The sequence below is a fragment of the Paenibacillus apiarius genome (assembly GCF_017052585.1).
GTDB lineage: Bacteria > Bacillota > Bacilli > Paenibacillales > Paenibacillaceae > Paenibacillus_B > Paenibacillus_B apiarius.
In genome coordinates, this window is the sequence record NZ_JAFFHZ010000001.1 from 4,517,651 (window position 1) to 4,539,935 (window position 22,285).

The window sequence follows — 22,285 nt, forward strand, 5'->3', positions numbered from 1 at the left end:
GCGAAGAAACGTGGTAAAGAAGCTTGCTATCTATGTGCTTATGGCGGTGCTGCTTGTCAGCCCGATAGCGGCTGCCGCCCAAGGGGGAGCCCAGCCCGCGCAAGGGCTGCCGAATGTCGACGCAACCGCCATCGACCGGTTTGTGCAGGCGCAGCTCGGGAAGGCGCAAAGTCCCGGCGCCGCGGTCGTCGTCGTGAGCGGGAACCGGGTGGTGTATGCCAAGGGATTCGGGCTGGCCGATCGGGAAGCCGGGATTCCGGCGACAAGCTCTACCTTGTTTGAATTAGGCTCGACCTCCAAAGCATTTACCGGCTTAGCCTTGCTGCAGCTGGAGCAACAGGGCGCGCTGCGCCTTGACGATCCGGTCACCCGCTACGTTCCGTGGCTCCGGCTGACTTATCAAGGACAGGCAGCCAACGTGACGCTTGCCCATCTGCTGCATCATACGAGCGGGGTGCCGTTCGCTTCACTCGCTTCCATTCCGATCGATTCGGGAGAACAAGCGTTGGAACAGACGGTGAGAGCCTTGTCAGGAACCGAGCTGGATGATCTTCCGGGAGACAGATATCAATATGCCACCATCAATTACGACGTCCTGGGGTTGGTCATCCAGGAGGTGTCCGGCATGTCGTACGAAGCGTATATGTCCCGGATGCTGCAGCGCCTTGGAATGAATGACACCGTACCAATGGCGCAGCTGAGCGATCGGCAGGGGCTGGCCAGAGGATACAAGATCGGATTCGGTTCGCCGCGATTGTTCGAGGCTCCCGCTTACAGAGGGAACACGCCTGCCGGCTACTTGCTCTCCAATGCGGACGATATCGGACGGTGGCTCCTGCTTCAGCTAGGAACGGACGGCATGTCCGCAGGCGATCGGGAGATCATCGAACGTTCTCATAGGCCCGATACGACAGTGGGTCCGGATGCGAACGGGACCTATTATGCCGCGGGATGGTTTGTTTCGGCGGACGGGGAAGAATGGTCGCACCAAGGCTCCAATCCGAATTTTTCGTCCTATTTTATCGCGCGTCCGCAGGAACGGCTTGGCATAGGAGTGCTCGCCAACATTAATTCGGCTTATACGTTTCACATCGGGAAGGGCTTGATGAGCCTCTTGCGGGAGCAAGAGCCGACGCCCCCTAAAGCGGATTTCTACCCGCAGCTCGATCGGATTGCGATGGGTGCGCTTATTATCATTGGCGTCATCACGATCGTGCTGGCAAGCGCAGCGATTCGCATCCCGAGCCAGCTGCGCCGTCAGCGGCGCGCTATTGCCCCGCCACAGGGAAGGCGGCTCATCGGCCTCGGGGCCGCCCTCCTGCTGACCGGAGCTTACTTCTGGGGAGTCGGGAGGCTGCTTGGTACGGCATTCGCGGGATTGCCGCTTGATGTAGTCGCGGTATGGGCGCCCGTCACCGTCATTTGGCTCGCATATGCGCTCTACACGGTCGGCGGAATCGCCTTCCTGTACTTTGTTGCAAGTTGGCTGTTTCCTGCAGGGAAGCGCCGGTCCAAACCGATCCCGCCCATTGCCGCCGAGGAGGTGAAGTAAATGAAATGCAAGCTGTTCTGCCTGCCCTACGCTGGCGGTTCCGCCACAATCTACACGCGGTGGAAACGCCATCTGCACGACAATATTGAACTGCACCCCATCGAACCGGCCGGACGGGGAAGAAGGCTGTCGGAGCCCCATTACGGCAGCATGGATGAAATGATTGAGGATTTATGGACATGCCTGGATATGCATTTAGACGAGTCCGATTTTGCCTTTTTCGGCCATAGCATGGGAGCGCTCGTCGCTTATGAGATGGCGCATGCCGTCAAGCGGAGAAGGGCGCGGGAACCCGTCCATCTGTTCGTGTCGGGAACGTATCCTCCTCATGCCCGCAAGACCAATATGCTTCATACGCTGTCCGATGCCAGGCTGCAGCAGGAAATTATGCGGCTAGGAGGAACCGAGGAAAAGGTCTTTGAACGGGAAGACCTGCTGCGGTTGTTTTTACCGGGGCTGCGCAGAGATTTGCAGCTGGTGGAGACGCACCGCTTTGAGGACAAGCAGGACCTTATTCACTGCGATATTTCCGTGCTGAACGGAAAAGAAGATATTGCCACCGAAAGCTTCGATCTTTCGGAGTGGTCCAGATATGGCAGTCAAGCTTGTCATGTTTATGACTTTGAGGGCGGCCACTTTTTCATTAATGAACATACCGTTCAGGTGGTTTCGCTCATCAATGATGCATTATGCAGTCCCATGCTGCAGATGTCCACAAAAAAGGAGCCGTGAACAATGATACAAACCGTTGGAGTAGTCGGAGCAGGTGTAATGGGAAGCGACGTCGCCTTGGATCTCGCTTGCTACGGATACGAGGTGGTGCTGAAGGATATTAGCGAAGACGCCGTACGGCGGGCGAAGGAGAAGATTCGAACCGATTTCCGGCTGCTCAAAATGGTCAAGCCGCGGGCCAAGCAGCTTACCATGGAGGACGTTATCGACCGGATTACGTTCACTACGAGCTATGAAGACTTCGAGCGCGTCCAGTTCGTCATCGAGAACGTTACGGAGGATTGGGAGCAGAAGAAGACGGTGTACACGGAGCTGGCAGAGGTATGCGGCATGCAGACGTACTACGCTGTCAATACGAGCTGCATTTCCATTACGAAGGTAGCCGCATTGATGCCCAGACCGGACAACGTCATCGGCATGCATTTCATGAACCCGGTCCCGATGAAGGAGCTCGTCGAAGTCATCCGGGGAGAGCATACGTCCGACGAAACCGTTGCTTGCGGGGAGCAGTTTTTGAAATCGTTCGATAAAGTTCCCGTGGTCGTCAATGATTTTCCCGGCTTCGTTACGAACCGTGTCCTCATGCTGACGATTAACGAATGCGTTTGGGCCGTTCAGGATCGGGTAGCCGAGCCTCAGGATGTCGATAAAATTTTCCGGCTCGGCTTCGGACACAAGATGGGACCGCTTGCTACATGCGATCTGATTGGCTTGGACACAATCCTCAATTCGCTGCTAGTGCTGTATGACAGCTATAAGGATCCGAAGTTCCGGCCTTGCCCGCTGCTCGTGAAAATGGTGGATGCCGGATATTTGGGCAAAAAATCGGGAAAAGGATTTTTCGAGTACAGCTTCTAAAGGAGGAAGAGCGATGGACAAGGCCACGGAAAAGGCCAAGGAAATTAAGTGTGTTGTCTGGGATCTGGACCATACAATGTGGAACGGTATTTTGCTGGAGTCCGGCGAGGTTGAGCTGAAGCCGCATATGCGGGACATTCTTGCGGAACTGGACTCGCGCGGCATCCTGCATTCGATTGCGAGCAGAAATGATGCGGAGCACGCGATGGACAAACTGCGGGAACTCGGCATCGATTCGTATTTTCTGTATCCCGAAATCAACTGGAACGCCAAATCTGTGTCGATCGAAAAAATATGCGGCAACTTGAACATCGGCAAGGACACGCTTCTGTTCATCGACGACCAGCCCTTTGAACGCGATGAGGTCCAGAGCGTCCATCCGGAGGTGGCCTGCATAGATGCGGCGGCATACGACACACTGCTTGAGCATCCGCGACTCAATCCCCGGTTCATTACGGAAGACTCGAAGCGCCGCCGCGCCATGTATATAGAGGACATGAAGCGCAAAAGGGAAGAAGAATCGTTTGCAGGGCCTCAGGAAGCGTTTCTAAGCTCGCTCGGCATGCGCTTCGTCATAAGCGAGGCAAGGGAGGAGGACTTGAAACGGGCGGAGGAACTTACCGTCCGCACCAATCAATTGAATGCGACGGGCTATACATATAGCTATGAGGAGCTGGACAGGATTAGACAGTCTCCGGACTATATGCTGCTGGTGTGCGAGTTGACGGATAAATACGGATCATACGGCAAGATTGGGCTCGCTCTGATCGAATTGAAGGAGAACTGTTGGCATTTGAAATTGCTGCTCATGTCCTGCAGGGTGATGTCCCGCGGTGTGGGCACCGTCATGCTCACCTATATTATGCAGCAAGCGAAAAGGGAAGGAAAATCGCTGCGGGCCGACTTCAAACAGACGGATCGCAACAAGATGATGTACGTCACGTATCGTTTCGCCAATTTCGTGGAAGTCGCCAACGACGGCCACGGGCACATTCTGTTTGAAAATGATTTGAATCAAATTCAACCGTTCCCGCCTTATATTGAGGTGAAGGTGACGGTTGCAGGGAGAAAGGGGTAAACGCGATGGAAATCAAACAAAAAATTCGCGGTTTTATTGAAAGCAATCTGGTTGTATTCGAGGATGAAGCAGTGTTTTCCGACGACGATCATATATTTCAAATGGGCTTCGTCAATTCCTTGTTCGCGATGAAGCTGCTTGGCTATATCGAGCAAGAGTTCGGGATTACGGTCGGGAACGAAGATTTGGATATCGCTAATTTCAGCACGCTCAACAACATCGTTAGGCTAATCGAAAAGCATAAGCAGGAGGTATAAGCGATGAATGCTCATACATGCGCTTCTGCCGCTCAAATATTGGAGGAGGCGAAGCAGTTTGCCGCCCAAGAGATTCGGCCGTTAGCCGGAGAAATCGATGCCAAGGGCGAGCTTCCCCGCAGCTTGATCGACAAAATGGGCAAGCGGGGGTATTTAGCGGCCAGCTGGCCGGCGGAGTTCGGCGGCTTGGGGCTGGACCCGGTGGCATATGGACTGTTTACGGAGCAGATCGGAAAAGCATGCAGCAACACGAGGGCGCTGCTGACGGTGCAAACCTCGTTGCTGGGGGAGACCATGCTGCGGTTCGGAACTGAGGCACAGAAGCGGCTCTGGCTGCCACAGGTGGCACGCGCCGAAAAGCTGGGGGCATTTGCCCTGTCTGAGCCGAATGTGGGCTCGGATGCCAAAAGTGTGCAGACCACGTATCGAAAAGAAGGCGGCCGGTACATATTGAACGGCAGCAAGAAGTGGATATCGTTTGCGGCAATCGCCGATTTTTTCGTCGTCACCGCTTCCGATTCGGGCGGGCAAATAACGTCGTTCATCGTCGAGCGTGAACGCGAGGGCGTGCATACGCTTCCGATGGCTGGCATGCTCGGCAACCGCGCGGTCCACATTGCCGAGATTCGCCTCGATGAAGTGGAGGTTCCGGCTGAGAACGTGCTCGGCAACGTTGGGGGAGGCTTTACCTATATCGTGTCTACCGCACTGGATCACGGTCGTTACAGCATTGCATGGGCAGGGGCGGCAATCGCGGCCGAAGCGCTGGAGGCGATGGTAACGTATGCGCGGTCGCGGTCGCAATTCGGCGAGAAGCTGCACCATTTCCAGTTGATCAAAGGGATGATAGGGGATGCGGTCACCAAGGTTCATGCCGCCCGCTCGCTCTGTCTCGCCGCAGGGGAAATGCGCAGAAGCGTAGCGGCGGATGCAATTCACGAAACGGCGATCGCCAAGTATTTCACATCGAAAGTTGCGGTGGAAGTAACCAACGATACCGTGCAAATCCATGGAGGCAACGGTTGCCGCAACGACTACCCTGCGGAGCGGCTGTTCCGTGAAGCCAAGGTGCTTGAAATTATCGAAGGCACCAGCCAAATTCAGCAGCAAGTCATTGCCCAATACGGACTGCGGAAGTATGCGGTGAAGAAGCAGGAGGCAGTTCAAACGAAAAAGGAGGCGTGACGGTGAAGGAACCGCAAAAACTGGACAAAAGCAACGTTGAGGATATATTGGCATTAACCCCGATGCAGGCGGGAATGCTGCTCCAATATTTGAAAGATCCCGATACTACGCAATATGTAGAGTTGATCGAACTAGGCATAGATGGGGAGATCGACAAAACGTTGTTTGAACAATCGTGGGCATGCGTCGTGCAGGCTAACGAGGCGCTGCGAGTATTGTTCCGGTGGGAAGAGGTGAACCGGCCCGTTCAAATCGTGCTGAAGCAGCACCGGCCCATCATTCGTTACGAGAACTACTCCAATTTGGACGGGGAGACCCGGGCGCGCCAGATTGCGGCGCGAATCGCAGCCGACAAAAAGGAGAAGTTCAAGCTGGATCAGGTGCCGTTCCGACTGACGCTATGCAAGCAGACAGAGCGGAAGCATACGCTGCTGATGAGCTTTCACCATATTTTGTTTGACGGCTGGAGCACCGGCATTCTGTTGAAGGAGTGGCTGACCTCCTATCGTATGCTGGCGGAAGGGCTGCAGCCGAAGCTGCCGCAAAAGCCGCGATTCAAGCAGTTCGTCTCGTTGCTGCAGCAGCAGGACAAGAAAAAGCAAGAGAGTTATTGGAGCCGCTATTTGCATGAGGTGCAAAACAAGCCCGTTCCGGTATCGAGAGGCGGATCAAGCCCGGAAAAAGCGGTTATGGCCGTGCATACGGAAAAACGGAGCGGGACATTTACTGCGGATCTGCACCGGTTTGTCCGTTCAGAACAAGTGACGCAAGCGGCGCTTTTCTATACCGCTTGGGGCATTTTGCTGCAGCATTATACGAATAGTGACGACGTATTGTTTGGTACTACTGTATCTGGGCGCAACACGAGCATTTCTGGAATGGAGCACATGGTCGGCTTGTTTATCAATACGCTGCCGTTTCGCATGAAGGCCGGGCCCGAACAAGGCTTGTCCGATCTCTTGGCCGAGGCGAATCGCTCCATTCAAGCAAGCGAGGAACATGCAGGCACTTCCTTGACGGACATTAAAGCATACGGACGGCTGCGGGCGGAAGGCAATCCGTTCGATTCTCTGGTGGTGGTGGAGAATTATCCGCTGGATAAGGCCGTCACAAGCGCCGATGGGCCGCTTGCGATTGAGTCCCATCATATCGTGGAAGAAACCGAGTTCGATTTGACTGTCCGCATTACAGCGGCCGATGAATTGGAGTTGGCCTTCGCTTATAACGAACAGGCGCATCGTGCTGACACGGTGGAAAAACTGGCTTTTCATTACTTATATATCATCGAACAAATCATTCAGGCCTCTACTCAAGTTACTGCTTACCACGAAACGAGGCTGAAGGATATCGGCATCCTTACCGCGGAAGAGCGGCAGCAAATTCGGCATTTCAACCTGACAACTGCGAGTTATCCGCGCGAGAAGACCATTCACGAGCTGTTCGAGGAGCAGGTCCTGTTATCGCCTGAGAGTACGGCCGTCACGGATGAACGGCGATCTCATACATACCGCGAGCTTAATGAACAGGCGAATAGGATTGCCCGCGCGCTGCGGGCGGATGGGATGGAACGCGGCCAAGTTGTCGGATTGATGGCGAATCGGTCCACAGAAATGATTGCTGGCATTTTCGGCATTCTTAAAGCGGGAGGCGTCTATTTGCCGCTTGACTCTGCTCATCCTGCCGAACGGATCGCCTACATGCTGAAGGATGGGCAGGTACGCACAGTGCTGGCTTCTTCCGGTCTTGAGGCGCTCGTGCCGAAGCAGGCGAAGGTGCGGGTGCTCGACGAAGCTCTGCTCGATGGCGGTGAGGCAGCTGACATGACACCAGTGAACGGGCCGGAGCATCCGGCGTACGTCATGTACACCTCCGGCTCTACTGGCACGCCTAAGGGCGTGATGGTTGGTCACCGCAATGTCGTGCGGCTGGTCCGGAATACGAACTACGTGCAGGTGGAAGCGGCAGATTGCATGCTTCAGGCAGGGGCCATCGGCTTTGATGCCCTCACGTTCGAGGTGTTCGGGGCGCTGTTGAACGGGGCAAGCTTGCATATTGCGGACAAGCATACATTGCTTGACAGCGCCAGACTGGACGCCTTTTTGCGCGCGCGCGCAATATCGGTGGCGCTGCTGACTCCGGCATTGTTCAATCAGCTGGCGCAGCAGCGGCCGGTGATGTTTGCCCGTATGCGGCACCTTATCGTCGGCGGTGATGTATTATCGCCGAAGCATATTCAAGCCGTCCGGCAAGCATGTCCCGGCCTGACGATGTGGAACGCGTACGGTCCTACCGAAAACACGGTCATTTCGACCTGCTTCCGTATCGACCGCGAGTATGCCGACCATATTCCAATTGGTCCTCCGATCAGCAATTCCACGGCTTATATCATCGACCGCTACGATAACCTCCTGCCGATAGGCGTTCCCGGCGAGCTGATCGTGGGCGGGGACGGGGTGGCGCTCGGCTACTTGAATCAGCCGGAGTTGACGGCGGAGAAATTCGTGCCTGATCTATTCCGTTCAAGAGGCGTCATGTACCGGACAGGTGATATGGCGCGTTGGCAGGAGGACGGAAGCATTGAATATATGGGGCGGATTGATCAACAGGTGAAAATTCGCGGGCACCGCATTGAAATCGGTGAAATCGAGACGATGCTCCTGCAGCACAAATCAATTCGGGAAGCGGCGGTAACAGCACGAATCCGAGGTGCTCAGACCGAATTGTGCGCGTATGTGGCCGCTTCCGAGCAGGTGCCGGCGTCCGAGCTGCGGGCTCATCTCGCCGCGAATTTGCCGGATTACATGATTCCGTCTCATTTTGTCCAGCTGGAGCGAATTCCGCTTACACCGAATGGAAAGCTGGACCGCAAGGCGCTGCCCGCGCCTGCAGAGCCTGCCCGCTTTGTCCAGGATGCGGCGATGCCGAGGACAGAGCTGGAGCGGCTGATCGCGGAAGCGTGGAAAGCTGTGCTCGAGCTGGATCGCATCGGCATACACGATAAATATTTCGAAGTGGGCGGCAATTCGATCAACCTCATTCAACTGCAGAGCAAGCTGCAAAGACAACTGGGGCGTGAAGTGTCTATCGTCACGTTGTTCCAGTATCCAACCGTGCATGATCTGGCGGCGCATTTGGCGGGCGAAGCGGACGGGACAGGAGCCCGGTCCGACGATGGGGCATTGGCAAGCAATGAGGCCGATCCCTTTTCCAAGGTTATAGACAGCCCCGCCAAGCTAGGGAATGAAGGCGTCCGGGACATAGCGGTTATAGGGATGGCCGGCAAATTTCCCGGCGCGCGGAACATCGGTGAATTTTGGAGCAACCTGCAGCAGGGCAAGGAGTCGATCTCGTTCTTTACGGATGACGAGCTGGCTGAGTATGGCTTTGACCGCAGTCTCATGAAGCGGCCGGAGTTCGTCAAAGCGAAGGGCGTCCTGGACGAGATGGATAACTTCGATCCGGCCTTCTTCGGCTATACCCCCGATCAGGCGGCGATTATGGATCCGCAAGTCCGGCTGCTGCATGAATGCGCTTGGCATGCCTTGGAGGATGCGGGCTGCGATCCGGAACGTCACGGCGGCTCCATTGGGCTGTTTGCCGGCGTTACGAACAACTTTCATTGGTTGTCGCAGCTGTCTGATCGATTGCATGGGAACTTATCGGACATGTTTGAGGTAGATTCGCTAAATGATGCATATACAGTCAGCACCCGTATTTCACACAAGCTGAATTTGAAAGGTCCTGCGATCAGTCTGCAAACGGCTTGCTCCACCTCGCTGGTGGCTGTCCATCTGGCGTGCCAGTCTATCCTCAGCGGCGATTGCGATCTGGCCCTGGCCGGCGGCGCGTCCATCGTGCTGCCTCACAAATCGGGGTATCTCTATCAGGAAGGCATGGTCAAGTCGCCTGACGGACATTGCCGGACCTTCGATGCCAAGGCGAAAGGAACGATAGGCGGGGACGGCGTCGGCTTCGTCGCGCTCAAATCGCTGGATGCCGCCGTGGCCGACGGGGATCGGATCTATGCGGTCATCAAAGGATCGGCCATTAACAATGACGGCAGCCGCAAGGTCGGCTATACGGCGCCAAGCGTTCAGGGGCAGGCGAACGTCATTGCACGAGCGCTGGAGGCCGCGCAAATTCCGGCGGAGAGCATCACGTACGTGGAGGCGCACGGATCGGGAACGACGCTTGGCGATCCGATTGAGATCGAGGCATTGACGAAGGCATTCCAGTCGGTCACGTCCGGTTTTTGCCGCATCGGCTCCGTAAAAACGAACATCGGTCATCTGGATGCCGCAGCCGGAGTGGCCGGATTGATTAAGACGGCACTGGCGCTTCATCATAAACGGATTCCGCCCAGCCTTCACTTTGAGACGCCGAATCCGAATATTGATTTTGCTAACAGCCCGTTCGTCGTCAATACCGGACTGACCGAGTGGCGGAACGATGCGTTTCCGCTGCGGGCCGGGGTCAGCTCCTTCGGTATCGGCGGGACGAACGCGCACGTCATTATGGAGGAGGCTCCCGCGCTCCAGGAGGGAAGAGAGGGACGGTCCAGCCAGCTGCTGGTGCTGTCTGCCCAGACGCCGGCTGCGCTCGATGCGATGACGGCCAATTTGGGCGCTTATCTTCAGGAGCATCCCGGCGTCAGCCTCGCGGACATTGCGTATACATTGCAGACCGGCCGCCGGCATTTCAAGTATCGGCGCATGCTGGCGTGCGAAACGGCCGAGGAAGCGATTGAGGCTTTGATGCCGTCAACTGATAGGGAGAGCTTCGATGAACGGAAAGTATTGACCTTCGCCCCGGAGGATGAGCGCACATCGGTCGTGTTCATGTTCTCTGGACAAGGCTCGCAATACGTCAACATGGGAGCGGGCTTGTACCGGGACGAACCGATATTCCGCGCAGAGATGGACCGCTGCTTCCATCTGTACCGCGATATAGCCGGCCGTGACATGAAGGAATTGCTCTACCCGTCCGCAGATGCGGAGGCGGCTGCCCTTCATCTGAATCAGACGAGGCATATCCAACCGGCCATGTTCATGTTTGAATATGCGCTCGCGCGTCTTCTCATGGCGTGGGGAGTGAAGCCGGATGCGATGATAGGCTATAGCTTCGGCGAGTATGCGGCCGCCTGCCTGGCGGGCGTCATGTCCTTGGAAGATGCGATGCGGCTCATCGTACTGCGCGGGGAACTGATGCAGCAGGCACCGGCAGGGGCCATGCTCAGCGTGCCAATGGCCGAGGAGGACATCAAGCCGCATCTTAGCGGCACCTTGTCGCTGGCCGTCGTGAACGGACCGTCGTGCATTGTGTCCGGATCGCTCGAAGACATCGCTGCGTTCGAGCAAAAAATGAAGGCGGACAAATATTTGTGCATCCGATTGCCGGTAGCGACAGCAGGGCATTCTTCGATGCTGCACGCGGTGACGGAACCGTTTGCCGACGCCGTGCGCCAAGTCCGGCTGCATCCCCCGGACATACCTTATGTCTCCACGACGACGGGGTCATGGATAACGGCGGAAGAAGCCGCTGACCCGGATTATTGGATTCGGCATATGACGGACACCGTCCGCTTTGCCGACGGTATTGCACGGCTTGCTCAGGAACCGCACAGGCTGTTCGTTGAAGTCGGTCCCGGCCAAGATCTAACGTTGCTCGTACGCCGTCACCTTGACAGCAGCCGCGGACAGCAGGCTCTCAACCTTGTCCGTTCCGCGCAGCGCCGCGTATCGGACAGCGCCTTGTTGGTTAATCGGATCGGCAGGATATGGCTGCACGGCCAATCCGCCAATTGGAAAGCGTTCCATGGAGAACCTCGCGCCATTGTCTCCCTGCCTGCCTATCCGTTTGCGCGGCAGCGCTATTGGCTTGAACCATCTGAAGCCGCGCTGCTGCCGGCGGGAGCGGGCATGAGCAAGGGACGGCAGGCAAGCGGAAGGCTGGGCAAGCAGCCCGACATGTCCGACTGGTTCTATGTGCCCACATGGAAAAAGGAGGAATATCCGGCTGCTGCCGCAAGCTTGAACGCGGGCGCTCCGGGAAATTGGCTCGTATTTGCCGACGATGGCGGATTTGCCGCGGACATTGCCAAGCTTCTCGCTGAGCGAGGCGGGCAAGTCATTACAGTACGGGCGGGCGAGCAATTTGAGCAAGACGGATCCCGGCAGTATACGGTGAATCCGCGGAACGAACAGCATTATACGAAGCTGTTTGCCGACCTGCAATCGTACGGGATGCTGCCGGACCGGATGGTGCATGCCTGGGGCGTATCCGCTCCACCTAGCCCGGACGGCGGCGCGTCATGGATACGAGCGACACAGGAGCTTGGATTCTACAGCTTGCTGTATATGGCTAAGGCGTTAAAGCGGCTGAGCGCCGGTGAAGAAGTGCGCATATGGGTATTGACGGACAACATGCAAGCCATCGCCGGCGAGCCTGTCCTCTATCCAGAGAAGGCGACCGCACTCGGTCCATGCCGGGTTATTCCGCAGGAGCTGCCTCACATTCAGTGCCGCAGCATCGATATTGTATTGCCGGAAGCGGGGAGTTGGCAACGGGAAAGACTGATCCGCCGCCTGCTGGACGAATTCGATGCTTCCGGGTTCGAATCGGCTGTAGCCTATCGCGATAACGCGCGGTGGGTGCTCGGATATGAGGCGGTCAAGGTGGAAGAGCCCGAGGCCTTGGCGCCGGGGCTGCGTCAAGGCGGCGTCTATTTGATTACGGGCGGGTTAGGGTACATTGGCCAGGTGCTAAGCGGTTATCTGGCCCGAAGTGTGCAGGCGAAGCTGGTGCTCACCAGCCGCTCCGCGTTCCCGTCCCGCGATCAATGGGAGTCATGGCTTGTTGCCAATGGCGCGGAAGACGCCGTCAGCGTCCAAATCGGCAAGCTGCGCCAGCTCGAAGCCCATGGCGCGGAAGTGCTCGTGCTGTCCGCCGACGCTGCCAATCAAGGGCAAGTGGAGGCGGCAATTCAGCAGGCCGAGGCGGAGTTCGGTCCCTTGAACGGGGTCATTCACGCCGCCGGAATGACGGGAGATGCGGCATTCCGGATGTTGGAGGAGACGGACGAAACACTGTGCGAGCAGCATTTTCAAGCGAAGCTGTACGGACTGCTCGTCTTGGAGGAGGTGCTCTCAGGCAAGGAGCTTGATTTCTGCCTGCTCGCCTCGTCGCTGTCCCCGATGCTCGGCGGCTTGGGATTTTCCGCGTATGCGGCAGCGAACCATTTCATGGATGCCTATGTGCATGATCGCAATCGCCGCCAGCGCGTGCCATGGAGAAGCGTCAATTGGGACGGCTGGCAGCTGGAGGCGGAACAGACGATTCCCGGGCAAGCCGGAGCTTCGATATCCGACCTGCTCATTGCGCCTGCCGAGGGAGTCGAGCTGCTGCGGCGCTTGTTGTCTATAAGGGAAGTGAATCAGATCGTCGTATCGACCGGCAATTTGCACGAACGGATTGACAAGTGGGTGAAACGGGAAGAGGCGCAAGAAGAGCGGACAACCCATCGTCAAGGAGATGGAGGCTTCTACTCCCGTCCCGCGTTGTCCAGCGAATATATTGCCCCTGCAACAGAGACGGAGCGCAAGCTGTGCGGGATGTGGGAACAGTTTTTCCGCATCGAGCGGATTGGCGTGCAGGACGACTTTTTCGAGCTGGGCGGCGACTCGCTCAAAGCGATTACGGTCGTGTCCGCGATTCATAAAGAACTCCAAGTCGAGATTGGCTTGCCTGCCTTTTTCAATATGCCGAATATACAGCAGCTATCCGCTTATATCGATGCGGCGGAACAGAGCAGCTATCTCGAAATCGAACCGGCCGAGCGGCGTGACTATTACGAGCTGTCTTCCGCGCAGAAGCGTCTATACTTAATTCAACAGATGGAGCAGGGACATACGGGGTATAACGAGATCGTCGCAGGCGTATTGGAAGGACCGCTGGACCGGGAGCGCCTGGAAGCGGTGCTGCGGCAGCTGGTGGAGCGTCATGAAAGCTTGCGCACGTCGTTTGAGCTGATCAATGGCAAACCGATGCAGAGAATCAACGACACCGTAACGTTCGAGATAGAATATGAGGACTTCAGCGCCGACATCATCAGGCTTGGATCCGACGCTGCGCCGCCGCCTGAAGGCGAAGCGGAGACGGATGCAAGGATTCGTGCGGCGGTGGCGAGGTTCGTGCGTCCCTTTGATTTGGCCCAAGCTCCGTTGATGCGCGCCGGACTCATCAAGCTTGGGGAAGAGCGGCACGTTTTGATGGTGGATCTGCATCATATCGTATCCGACGGTTTATCGCAGGACATTTTCGTCAACGACTTCATGGCGCTGTACGCCGGACGGGAAGTGCCCGAACTTGCGCTGCAATACAAAGATTTTTCCGAATGGCAAAATCGGATGATGAACACGGACGCGATGAAGCGGCAGGGGGAGTTCTGGCTGAATCAGCTGCAGGATGCTGCGCAACTGTCCTTGCGCACGGACTATCCCCGTTCGGAGACGAGAAGCTTCGCTGGCAGCCTCGTTCCATTTGGGCTGGATGCGCAGCGGACGCAAGCCTTGAAGTCGCTCTGCCTGAGGGAAGACGTGACATTGTTCATGGCGCTGCTCGCCGTCTTCAATCTGATGCTGGCCAAAGTATGCGTACAGGACGACATCGTGGTCGGCACGCCGATTGTTGGCCGCAAACAGCAAGCGCTGCAGCTTATTATCGGCAAGTTCGTCAACATGCTTCCGCTGCGCAACCGGCTGCAGGAAGAGATGAGCTTCAGCGATCTGCTTCAGGCGGTGCGGTCGACGACGTTGGATGCATTTGCCCATCAGGATTATCAGTTCGAAGAAATGGTGCAGCAGGCGGGAAGGGAGCGCGACTTGGGGCGCAATCCGATTTTCGATGTCGTGTTCGCGCTGCAAAACATGCAAAACCCGGAAATGAGCATTCCCGGCTTGACGATGAAACCGTTCCCGTTCGTTCATGACGCCTCCCATTTCGATTTGTCGCTAATCGCGGAAGAAGACGGAGAAAGATTATCGTTCAAGTTCGAATACAGCACCCGCCTATTTCAACGTGACACGATCGAGCGCTTTGCCGCTTACATGCAGGATATCGTGTCTGACGTGCTGGCGAATCCGGAGAAGAAGTTGAAGGATATTGCGATAGCGCACCATTTGGCCGAGCCGGAGCCCGTATTTCTTGCCGGAGCCCAGGGGGAATTCGGACTATGAGCGGATTCGACGGAAAAAAGGGAGGTATGGCAATGGGGTCGGAAAATCGGTTGGATCGGCTGGCGGTAGCGGCTTCGCAAAAAAGCAAGGAGCGGGAATATTGGATGGCCGCATTGTCGGGCGAATATGATAAGAGCGGCTTCCCTTGCGATTATGGGCGCGGAACCGGGATGACGGCTGAAGAAGTTTCGTTTTGCCTGCCGCAAGAGCTGAAGGCCCGCCTGCTGCAAGTATGCGCCGGATCGGATTCGAAGCTTCATGTGGTGTTATCCGCGGCGCTCTCTGCCTTGCTGGCAAAAATGACGAATCGCAGCGACATCGCAGTAGGGACCCCAATCTATAAGCAGCGGGAGGAAGCGGAATTCATCAATGCCGTGCTTCCGCTGCGGGCCAACGTGGATGTCTCGCTCTCGTTCAGGCAATGTCTGCTTCAGATGCAGGATACGATTGTGGCGGCAGTGGAGCATCAGAGCTATCCGATGGAACTGGTGGCGGAGCAATTGGCTCTTCCGGCGGATGATCCGATTGCCCATCCATTGTTCGAGACGGCATTGCTGCTGAGCAACATTCACGATGAGCGCTATTTCCGGAACGTGAAGTGGACGACATTGTTCTCTTTCCGCAGGACGGAGGATGGAATTGACGGTGTGGTCAAATATAATGCGCAGCTCTTCCGCAGCGAGACGATTGCAAGCCTCGTCTCCCGTTATACGCTTCTGCTGCGGGAGGTGCTGGCGAATCCGGATCAGCCGCTGCAGAGCATCCATGTCTTGCTTCCGGGGGAGAAGGAGCGGCTTCTCGGCCCGCTGGCCGGATGCTCGTCCGATTATCCGCAGGAGCAATCCGTGCAGCGATTGTTCGAGGAACAGGCGGCGCGCACGCCGGATGCGGCGGCCGTCGTCAGCAGGGATGGGCAACTGACGTATGGCGAGTTGAACGAAAAGGCCAACCAACTGGCGCGGACGCTGCGGGGGGCAGGGATTGAGGCGGGCGACATCGTCGGCGTACTGCTTGCCCCATCCGCCGACATGATGATCGGCATGATCGCCACACTCAAAGCCGGCGGGGCTTTTTTACCTATAGACCCGGATTACCCAGACGAACGCATTGCATTCATGCTGAAGGACAGCCGCGCGCGCGTGGTGCTGACACAGCGGCCTTTTGCCGAAAGGACGGCCGGCCGAGAAGCGTTGTGCCTTGATGATGCCGGGCTGTTCGCCGGGGGGACAGAGAACGCGGCGAGGGACAACCGCCCGGATGATCTGGCTTACGTCATCTATACGTCGGGCTCTACCGGGCAGCCGAAAGGCGTCATGATTGAGCACCGAGCACTCGTCAATCTTGCGTTCTGGCACAATCGCGCCTTCGGCGTAGCTGCATCCGATCGCAGCATCAAGTACGCCGGCTTCGGTTTCGACGCATCGGTATGGGAAGTGTTTCCGTACCTGCTTGCGGGAGCGGCCATCCATATCGTTCCTTCGGATATCCGGCTGGATGCGCACAAGCTGGACGACTTTTTTGCAGAGCACGGCATTACAATCGCCTTCCTGCCGACGATGATGTGCGAGCAGTTCATGGATTTGCCTGATCGGAAGCAGACGCCGCTGCGGATATTGTTAACGGGCGGAGACCGCTTAAAACGATACGCGCATGGGAGCTACCGGTTATTCAACAATTACGGGCCGACCGAGAATACAGTGGTGACCACGTTCGCCGAAATCAAGACGGAAGCGGGCGGCATCCCGATCGGACGGCCGATCGACAACACCAAAGTGTATGTGCTCGATCGGCATCTTCAGCTGCTGCCGCCGGGAGTGCCCGGCGAAATATGCGTAGCGGGCGCCGGGTTGGCCCGCGGCTATCTGGGCAGACCGGAGCTGACGGCCGAGAAGTTCGTTCCTCATCCGTTCGTTCCCGGTGAGCGTCTGTACCGGACGGGCGATCTGGGCCGCTGGCTCCCGGACGGCACGCTGGAGTACTGGGGCCGTCAGGATGACCAGGTGAAGGTGCGGGGGTACCGCATCGAGCCCGGGGAAATCGAAATGCTGCTGCGCCGGCACGAGGAAGTCCGCGAAGCGGTTATCCAGGTACGGGAGGATGAGAACGGCCAGAACATGCTGTGCGCGTACTATACCGGTCCGGCCGGCTTGTCTGCGGCCGAGCTGCGGGACCATCTGGCCGTGCGGCTGCCGGCCTATATGATTCCGGCTTATTTTGTCCGCTTGGAGCAGCTGCCTGTGACGGCAAACGGGAAGTTGGACACGAAAGCTTTGCCCAATCCGAAAGAGCGCGTTCATACCGGGAAGCAATACGTTGCGCCGCGCGGCGTCATCGAGAACACGCTGGTCCGAATCTGGGCGGACGTATTGGCTATTAGCGAAGACAAAGTCGGGGTGCTCGATACGTTTTTCGATCTGGGAGGGAACTCTTTCCAGATCGTGCAGGTGGTCAACAAGCTGAAGGAAGCGTTCGATCGCGATATCCCTGTGCCCGTCCTGTTCCAGTACACGACGGTTGCGGCGCTTGGCGATTATTTGCAACGGTTGGAGAGCGGGGAAGCCCATGTGTCCCAAGACATGGCGGACAACGAGGAAATAGATGCAGGATTCGAAACGATGGAGCAGACGCTGCTCATACTGGAGGGGGCGCACGATGACTAAAAGCCAACAGACGCAAGCGGCGACCGGGCTGGAAATCGCCGTTATCGGAATGGCGGGCCGATTTCCCGGAGCACGGAATATAGAGGAATATTGGGACAACTTGAAAAACGGGATAGAGTCGGTGCACTTCTTTTCCGATGAAGAGCTTGAGGCGGCGGGGGTAGATCCCGAACTGATCCGGAACCCGCGATATGTGAAAGCGAAGGCGATCGTGCCTGATGCGGAATGGTTTGATTCTGACTTTTTCGATTATTCGCCGCGCGAGGCGGAGGTCATCGATCCGCAGCTGCGCATGTTCCACGAGTGCGCCTGGGAGGCGCTGGAGCAAGCCGGCTATGATACCGAGCAGACGAATGGCGCCATCGGGTTGTTTGCAGGGGCTTCAGCGAGCATTTACTGGCAGCTGGTGGCCATGCTTTCGCGCAGCGAGAGCACGGCCGAGCAATTCGCCGCGCTGGCTTTGTCGGACAAAGATTTTTTGAGCACGCGAATTTCTCACAAGCTGAATTTGAAAGGTCCGAGCGTCAACGTCGACTCCGCTTGCTCCACTTCGCTGCTGGCGATCCATCTGGCCTGCAGGGCGCTGTTGACGGGCGAATGCAGAATGGCTTTGGCCGGCGGAGTTACCGTAACGGTTCCCCGTACGGAAGGCTATCTGTATGAAGAGGGTATGGTCAGTTCGCCTGACGGGCATTGCCGGGCTTTTGACGCCAGAGCGAAGGGGACCGTCGGCGGGGAAGGCGCAGGAATCGTCGTGCTGAAGCCGTTGAAGCAGGCAATGGCCGACGGCGACCGCATTTACGCGGTCATCAAGGGCTCGGCGGCTAACAATGACGGCACGCGCAAAATGGGCTATTCCGCTCCGAGCATCGAGGGCCAGGCGGAGGTCATCCGGGCGGCGCAACGGATGAGCCGGATTACGCCGGAGAGCATCAGCTATGTCGAAGCGCACGGCACGGGCACCGCGCTGGGCGACCCAGTCGAGATCGAGGCGTTGAAGCTGGCTTTTCAGACCGAGAAAACAGGATTCTGCCGCATCGGCTCTGTCAAGACGAACATCGGCCATTTGAATAGCGCGGCCGGTGTCGCAGCGTTCATCAAGACGGTGCTGTCGCTGCAGCACAAGCAGCTTCCGCCCAGCCTGCATTATGAGACGCCCAATCCCAAAATCGATTTCGCCAACAGCCCGTTCGTCGTCAACACGGAGCTGACGCCATGGACGAATGAGCATCATCCGCTGCGGGCCGGCGTCAGCTCGTTCGGCATTGGCGGAACCAATGTGCATGTCGTGCTGGAGGAAGCGCCGCCGCAGGAGGACGGAGACGAAGGGAGAGCATCGCAGCTGCTTCTGTTGTCCGCCAAGACGGAATCCGGGCTGGAGCAAGCTACGGCCCGGATGCGCGAGTATTTGCGGACGCATTCCGGCATTGCGCTGTCCGATGCGGCCTATACGCTGCAAATCGGACGCAGGGCGTTCCGGCATCGGCGCATGCTTGTCTGTTCCTCCGCGGAGGAAGCGCGGGAGCTGATGGAGGCGATGCCTCCAGAGCGGGTGCATAGCCGCATCTGCGACAACGACCAAGCCCGGCTCGTGTTCATGTTTCCCGGTCAAGGCGCTCAGTATGTCAACATGGGCCTGGATCTATACAACCGGGAGCCGGACTTCCGCGAGGCGGCGGACCGGTGCTTTGACATCGTCCGTCCGCTGCTGGACGTTAATTTGAAAGAAATACTGTATCCCGCCGGGGATGACGCGGCCGGCGATAGCGGTAAGCGCATGAAGCAGACGGACGTGACACAGCCCGTCATGTTCATTTTCTCTTATGCGCTGGCGCAGCTGCTGATGAAATGGGGATTGAAGCCGAGCGCCATGATCGGCCACAGCGCAGGCGAATACGTGGCTGCGTGTCTGGCGGGAGTAATGACGCTGGAAGAAGCGCTGGAACTGGTCGTGCTGCGGGGGAGACTCATGCACAGTGTGCCGCCGGGAGCGATGCTCAGCGTGCCGCTGTCGGAGCAAGAGCTGGGGCCGCTCTTGGATGAAGGCTTATCGCTTGCGGCGGTTAACGGGTCGGCGCTGTGCGTCGTATCGGGGCCGCATGACGCGATTGACAGACTGGAACGGCAGCTGGTGGAGACGGGGCGGGCCTGCACGAAGCTGCATACGTCCCATGCCTTCCATTCGGCGATGATGGAACCGATTATGGAGCCGTTTCGCCGGAAGGTTAGCGGGATGACGCTGCGCGCGCCGGTTATTCCTTATATTTCGAATGTAAGCGGAAGCTGGATTACAGAGGAGGAAGCCGTATCGGCCGATTATTGGGTCCGGCATTTGCGCGGCACCGTCCGCTTTGCAGATGGACTCCGCGAGCTGCTGCAGGACGACAAGGCCGTGTTTGTGGAAGTGGGTCCGGGCAACGCGTTAAGCGCGTTCGTGCGCCGGCATCCTGGCAAGACCGCGCGGCACGCGGCCGTCAATCTCGTCCGGCATACGAAGGAGCAAGCGCGCGACGACGATTATTTGCTGCAGCAGGTGGGACGCCTGTGGCTGGAAGGAGCGCGGCCGGATTGGAAAGCATTCCATGCGAATGAGCGGCGCAAGCGGACGGCTCTGCCGACGTATCCGTTTGAACGCCGCCGTTATTGGGTCGATCCGCCATTCGAGACGGATGTTCTGAAGCAGGGACTTGCACGCAAGCAGACGCAGGATCCGAAGCGGCACGACAGTGCCGGATTGGTCAAACAGGAAACCGTGCGGGAGTGGTTGTACACCCCGGTCTGGGAACGATCCCTCTTAAGCGAAGAGCCGGAAGCCGGCCAGAGCGCAAGAAGCCGCTGGCTCGTCTTCGCGTCAGAGAATGGCATTGGATCGGAGTTGGTTGACCGGCTAAAGCATGCCGGCCACAACGTCGCCGCCGTCTATCCATCTGATTCGTTCATGCAGCTGGACGATGCGTCGTACCGGATCGCCCCCGGGGAACCGGAGCATTATGCTCGGCTGCTGCGGAATTTGACCGACGACGGCACGCGGCCTGACCGAATCGTACACGCATGGCTGGCAGCGGAGGGCAGCGAAACGGATGGATGGAGTTCTTCCGATGGAGAGAGGGCGCTAGAAAGAGGATATTACAGCCTCATTGCCCTGGCGCAGGCCATCGGAGAGTGTGGTCTGCAAGAAGAGCTGCACATTACGGTCGTTACCTCCAATATGCAGGAAGTGACCGGGGACGAGCGCCTGCAGCCGGAACAAGCGGCGGCGCTTGGCGCGTGCCTCGTCATTCCGCAGGAGTATGGCAATGTGCGCTGCCGCAGCGTCGATCTCGCCGATTCGCTTCGGCAGGATGAACAGAAACAGCGGCAGCAAGCGCTCACGAATAGATTGTATGCGGAAATAACGGCCTCTTCCGCTGACATCATCGTCGCGTATCGCGGCGCGTACCGCTGGGTGCAAAAATACGTCCCGGTCCCGGCGCCCGCTGTCGGCGCAGCCGATATCGGCTTGCGGGAGCAAGGCGTTTACCTAATAACGGGGGGACTCGGCGGCATCGGTTTGACGCTGGCGGAACATTTGGCCAAGACGGTGCAGGCGAAGCTGATTCTGGTCGGCCGTTCGGGGGTGCCCGGCGGAACGGACTGGCGGCGCCATGCTGCTGAACTTGCGGAGGATGAAGCTTTGGCGGCCAAGCTGAAAAAGCTGGAGGATCTTGAACAGTACGGAGCAGAGGTGCTTGTCTGCAACGCAGACGTATGCGATGCGCCGCGGATGGAGCGGATCGTAGCCCAGGCTCTCTCCCGCTTCGGGGCGATCCATGGCGTCATTCACGCGGCAGGAACGGCAGACGGAGCGTTGATTCAACGGCGCACGCGGGAGATTGAAGAACGCGCCTTGGCGGCCAAAGTAAATGGTACGCGGGTGTTGGAACGGGTGTTGGAGGGGGTGCAGCTTGATTTCCTTCTGCTGTGCTCCTCTCTGGTAAGCGTGCTGGGGGCTGTGGGACAAGCCGGGTACTGCGCGGCCAATGCGTATCTCGATGCTTACGCCTACTACAAACGATCGCAAGACGACACGCATGTCATCGCAATCGATTGGGACGGCTGGCAAACCGTCGGGATGGCCGCTGCGGCGGAACAAGAGATCGCGACGGCTTCCGCGCACGCGGCAGTGCGCGCTCAAGGTCCGGAGAATCAGACGCGGCTGCTGCCGGAAGAGGGAATCGCGGTATTCCGGCATGCGCTGGGATGCCGTCTGCCGCAGGTAACGGTATCGACGACGGATTTGCGGCTGAGGCTGCAAGCCGCCCGCGCAACGTCTCTGCAATCGCTGGTGGACGGGGAGCTGGAAGGAACCGGCTCGACAGCGGTCCGCCCCGACGTCAGCACGGCATATGCGCCGCCGGAAGACGATCTGGAACAGACGCTGGCGGAGCTGTGGCGGGACTATCTCGGCATCGATCAAGTAGGCCTCCACGATAACTTCTTTGAGCTCGGCGCCACTTCGCTCGATATCATTCAAATGAATACGAAGGTGCAGCGCGCGCTGCAGCAGGAAGTGTCGGTCGTTGACATGTTCAGCCATCCGACAATCCATGCGCTGGCTGAATTGATTAGACGGGCGCAAGCGGGGACTGGGCTGCCTGAAGAGACGGCAGACCGCTCTGGACGGATTCACGACGGAAAGCATAGGCTGAAGCAGCGGCTGCAGAAGCGCGATAGAACGTGAAGGGGGTGGC

At 57.8% G+C, this 22,285-nt stretch carries 9 protein-coding genes; all 9 read left to right on the top strand.

Translation table 11 applies throughout. The features are described from left to right. Positions 1-10 precede the first annotated feature (10 nt). From JSQ80_RS20245 to JSQ80_RS20285, 9 genes are read left to right on the top strand one after another with little or no spacing between them, the layout of a single operon-like run. The gene (locus JSQ80_RS20245) at positions 11-1,552 is read left to right on the top strand and encodes a serine hydrolase (RefSeq protein ID WP_206096472.1); all 1,542 of its coding nucleotides are present in this window, start codon (positions 11-13) and stop codon (positions 1,550-1,552) included. Continuing rightward, complete coding sequence (locus JSQ80_RS20250; RefSeq protein WP_206096473.1) at positions 1,553-2,284, top strand: thioesterase II family protein; 732 nt, start codon at positions 1,553-1,555, stop codon at positions 2,282-2,284. Positions 2,285-2,287: 3 nt separating this feature from the next. Beyond that, positions 2,288-3,142, top strand: coding sequence for a 3-hydroxyacyl-CoA dehydrogenase family protein (locus tag JSQ80_RS20255; protein WP_206096474.1), 855 nt, complete (start codon positions 2,288-2,290; stop codon positions 3,140-3,142). Positions 3,143-3,155: 13 nt separating this feature from the next. Further along, on the top strand, positions 3,156-4,220 hold the full coding sequence (locus JSQ80_RS20260) for an HAD-IIIC family phosphatase (protein ID WP_206096475.1): 1,065 nt from the start codon (positions 3,156-3,158) through the stop codon (positions 4,218-4,220). A gap of 5 nt (positions 4,221-4,225) precedes the next feature. Continuing rightward, the gene (locus tag JSQ80_RS20265; RefSeq protein ID WP_087432753.1) at positions 4,226-4,477 is read left to right on the top strand and encodes an acyl carrier protein; all 252 of its coding nucleotides are present in this window, start codon (positions 4,226-4,228) and stop codon (positions 4,475-4,477) included. A gap of 3 nt (positions 4,478-4,480) precedes the next feature. After that, positions 4,481-5,662 (top strand): acyl-CoA dehydrogenase family protein, encoded by a 1,182-nt coding sequence (locus tag JSQ80_RS20270; protein WP_206096476.1) that lies wholly within the window; start codon positions 4,481-4,483, stop codon positions 5,660-5,662. Positions 5,663-5,664: 2 nt separating this feature from the next. Continuing rightward, entirely contained in the window at positions 5,665-14,895 is a 9,231-nt protein-coding gene (locus JSQ80_RS20275) for a non-ribosomal peptide synthetase/type I polyketide synthase (protein ID WP_206096477.1), read from the top strand. Between the two features lie 32 nt (positions 14,896-14,927). Continuing rightward, a complete protein-coding gene (locus JSQ80_RS20280) occupies positions 14,928-17,555 on the top strand; it encodes a non-ribosomal peptide synthetase (protein ID WP_240463731.1) in 2,628 nt (875 codons plus the stop codon). Next, the gene (locus JSQ80_RS20285; protein WP_206096479.1) at positions 17,548-22,275 is read left to right on the top strand and encodes a type I polyketide synthase; all 4,728 of its coding nucleotides are present in this window, start codon (positions 17,548-17,550) and stop codon (positions 22,273-22,275) included. Before JSQ80_RS20280 ends, JSQ80_RS20285 begins: the two co-directional genes overlap by 8 nt. Positions 22,276-22,285: the final 10 nt, after the last annotated feature.

Bases quoted from the DNA above. Each gene is read 5' to 3' on its own strand.
- JSQ80_RS20250 (WP_206096473.1), top strand. From the start codon at position 1,553: ATGAAATGCAAGCTGTTCTGCCTGCCCTACGCTGGCGGTTCCGCCACA.
- JSQ80_RS20255 (WP_206096474.1), top strand. From the start codon at position 2,288: ATGATACAAACCGTTGGAGTAGTCGGAGCAGGTGTAATGGGAAGCGAC.
- JSQ80_RS20260 (WP_206096475.1), top strand. From the start codon at position 3,156: ATGGACAAGGCCACGGAAAAGGCCAAGGAAATTAAGTGTGTTGTCTGG.
- JSQ80_RS20265 (WP_087432753.1), top strand. From the start codon at position 4,226: ATGGAAATCAAACAAAAAATTCGCGGTTTTATTGAAAGCAATCTGGTT.
- JSQ80_RS20270 (WP_206096476.1), top strand. From the start codon at position 4,481: ATGAATGCTCATACATGCGCTTCTGCCGCTCAAATATTGGAGGAGGCG.
- JSQ80_RS20280 (WP_240463731.1), top strand. From the start codon at position 14,928: ATGGGGTCGGAAAATCGGTTGGATCGGCTGGCGGTAGCGGCTTCGCAA.
- JSQ80_RS20285 (WP_206096479.1), top strand. From the start codon at position 17,548: ATGACTAAAAGCCAACAGACGCAAGCGGCGACCGGGCTGGAAATCGCC.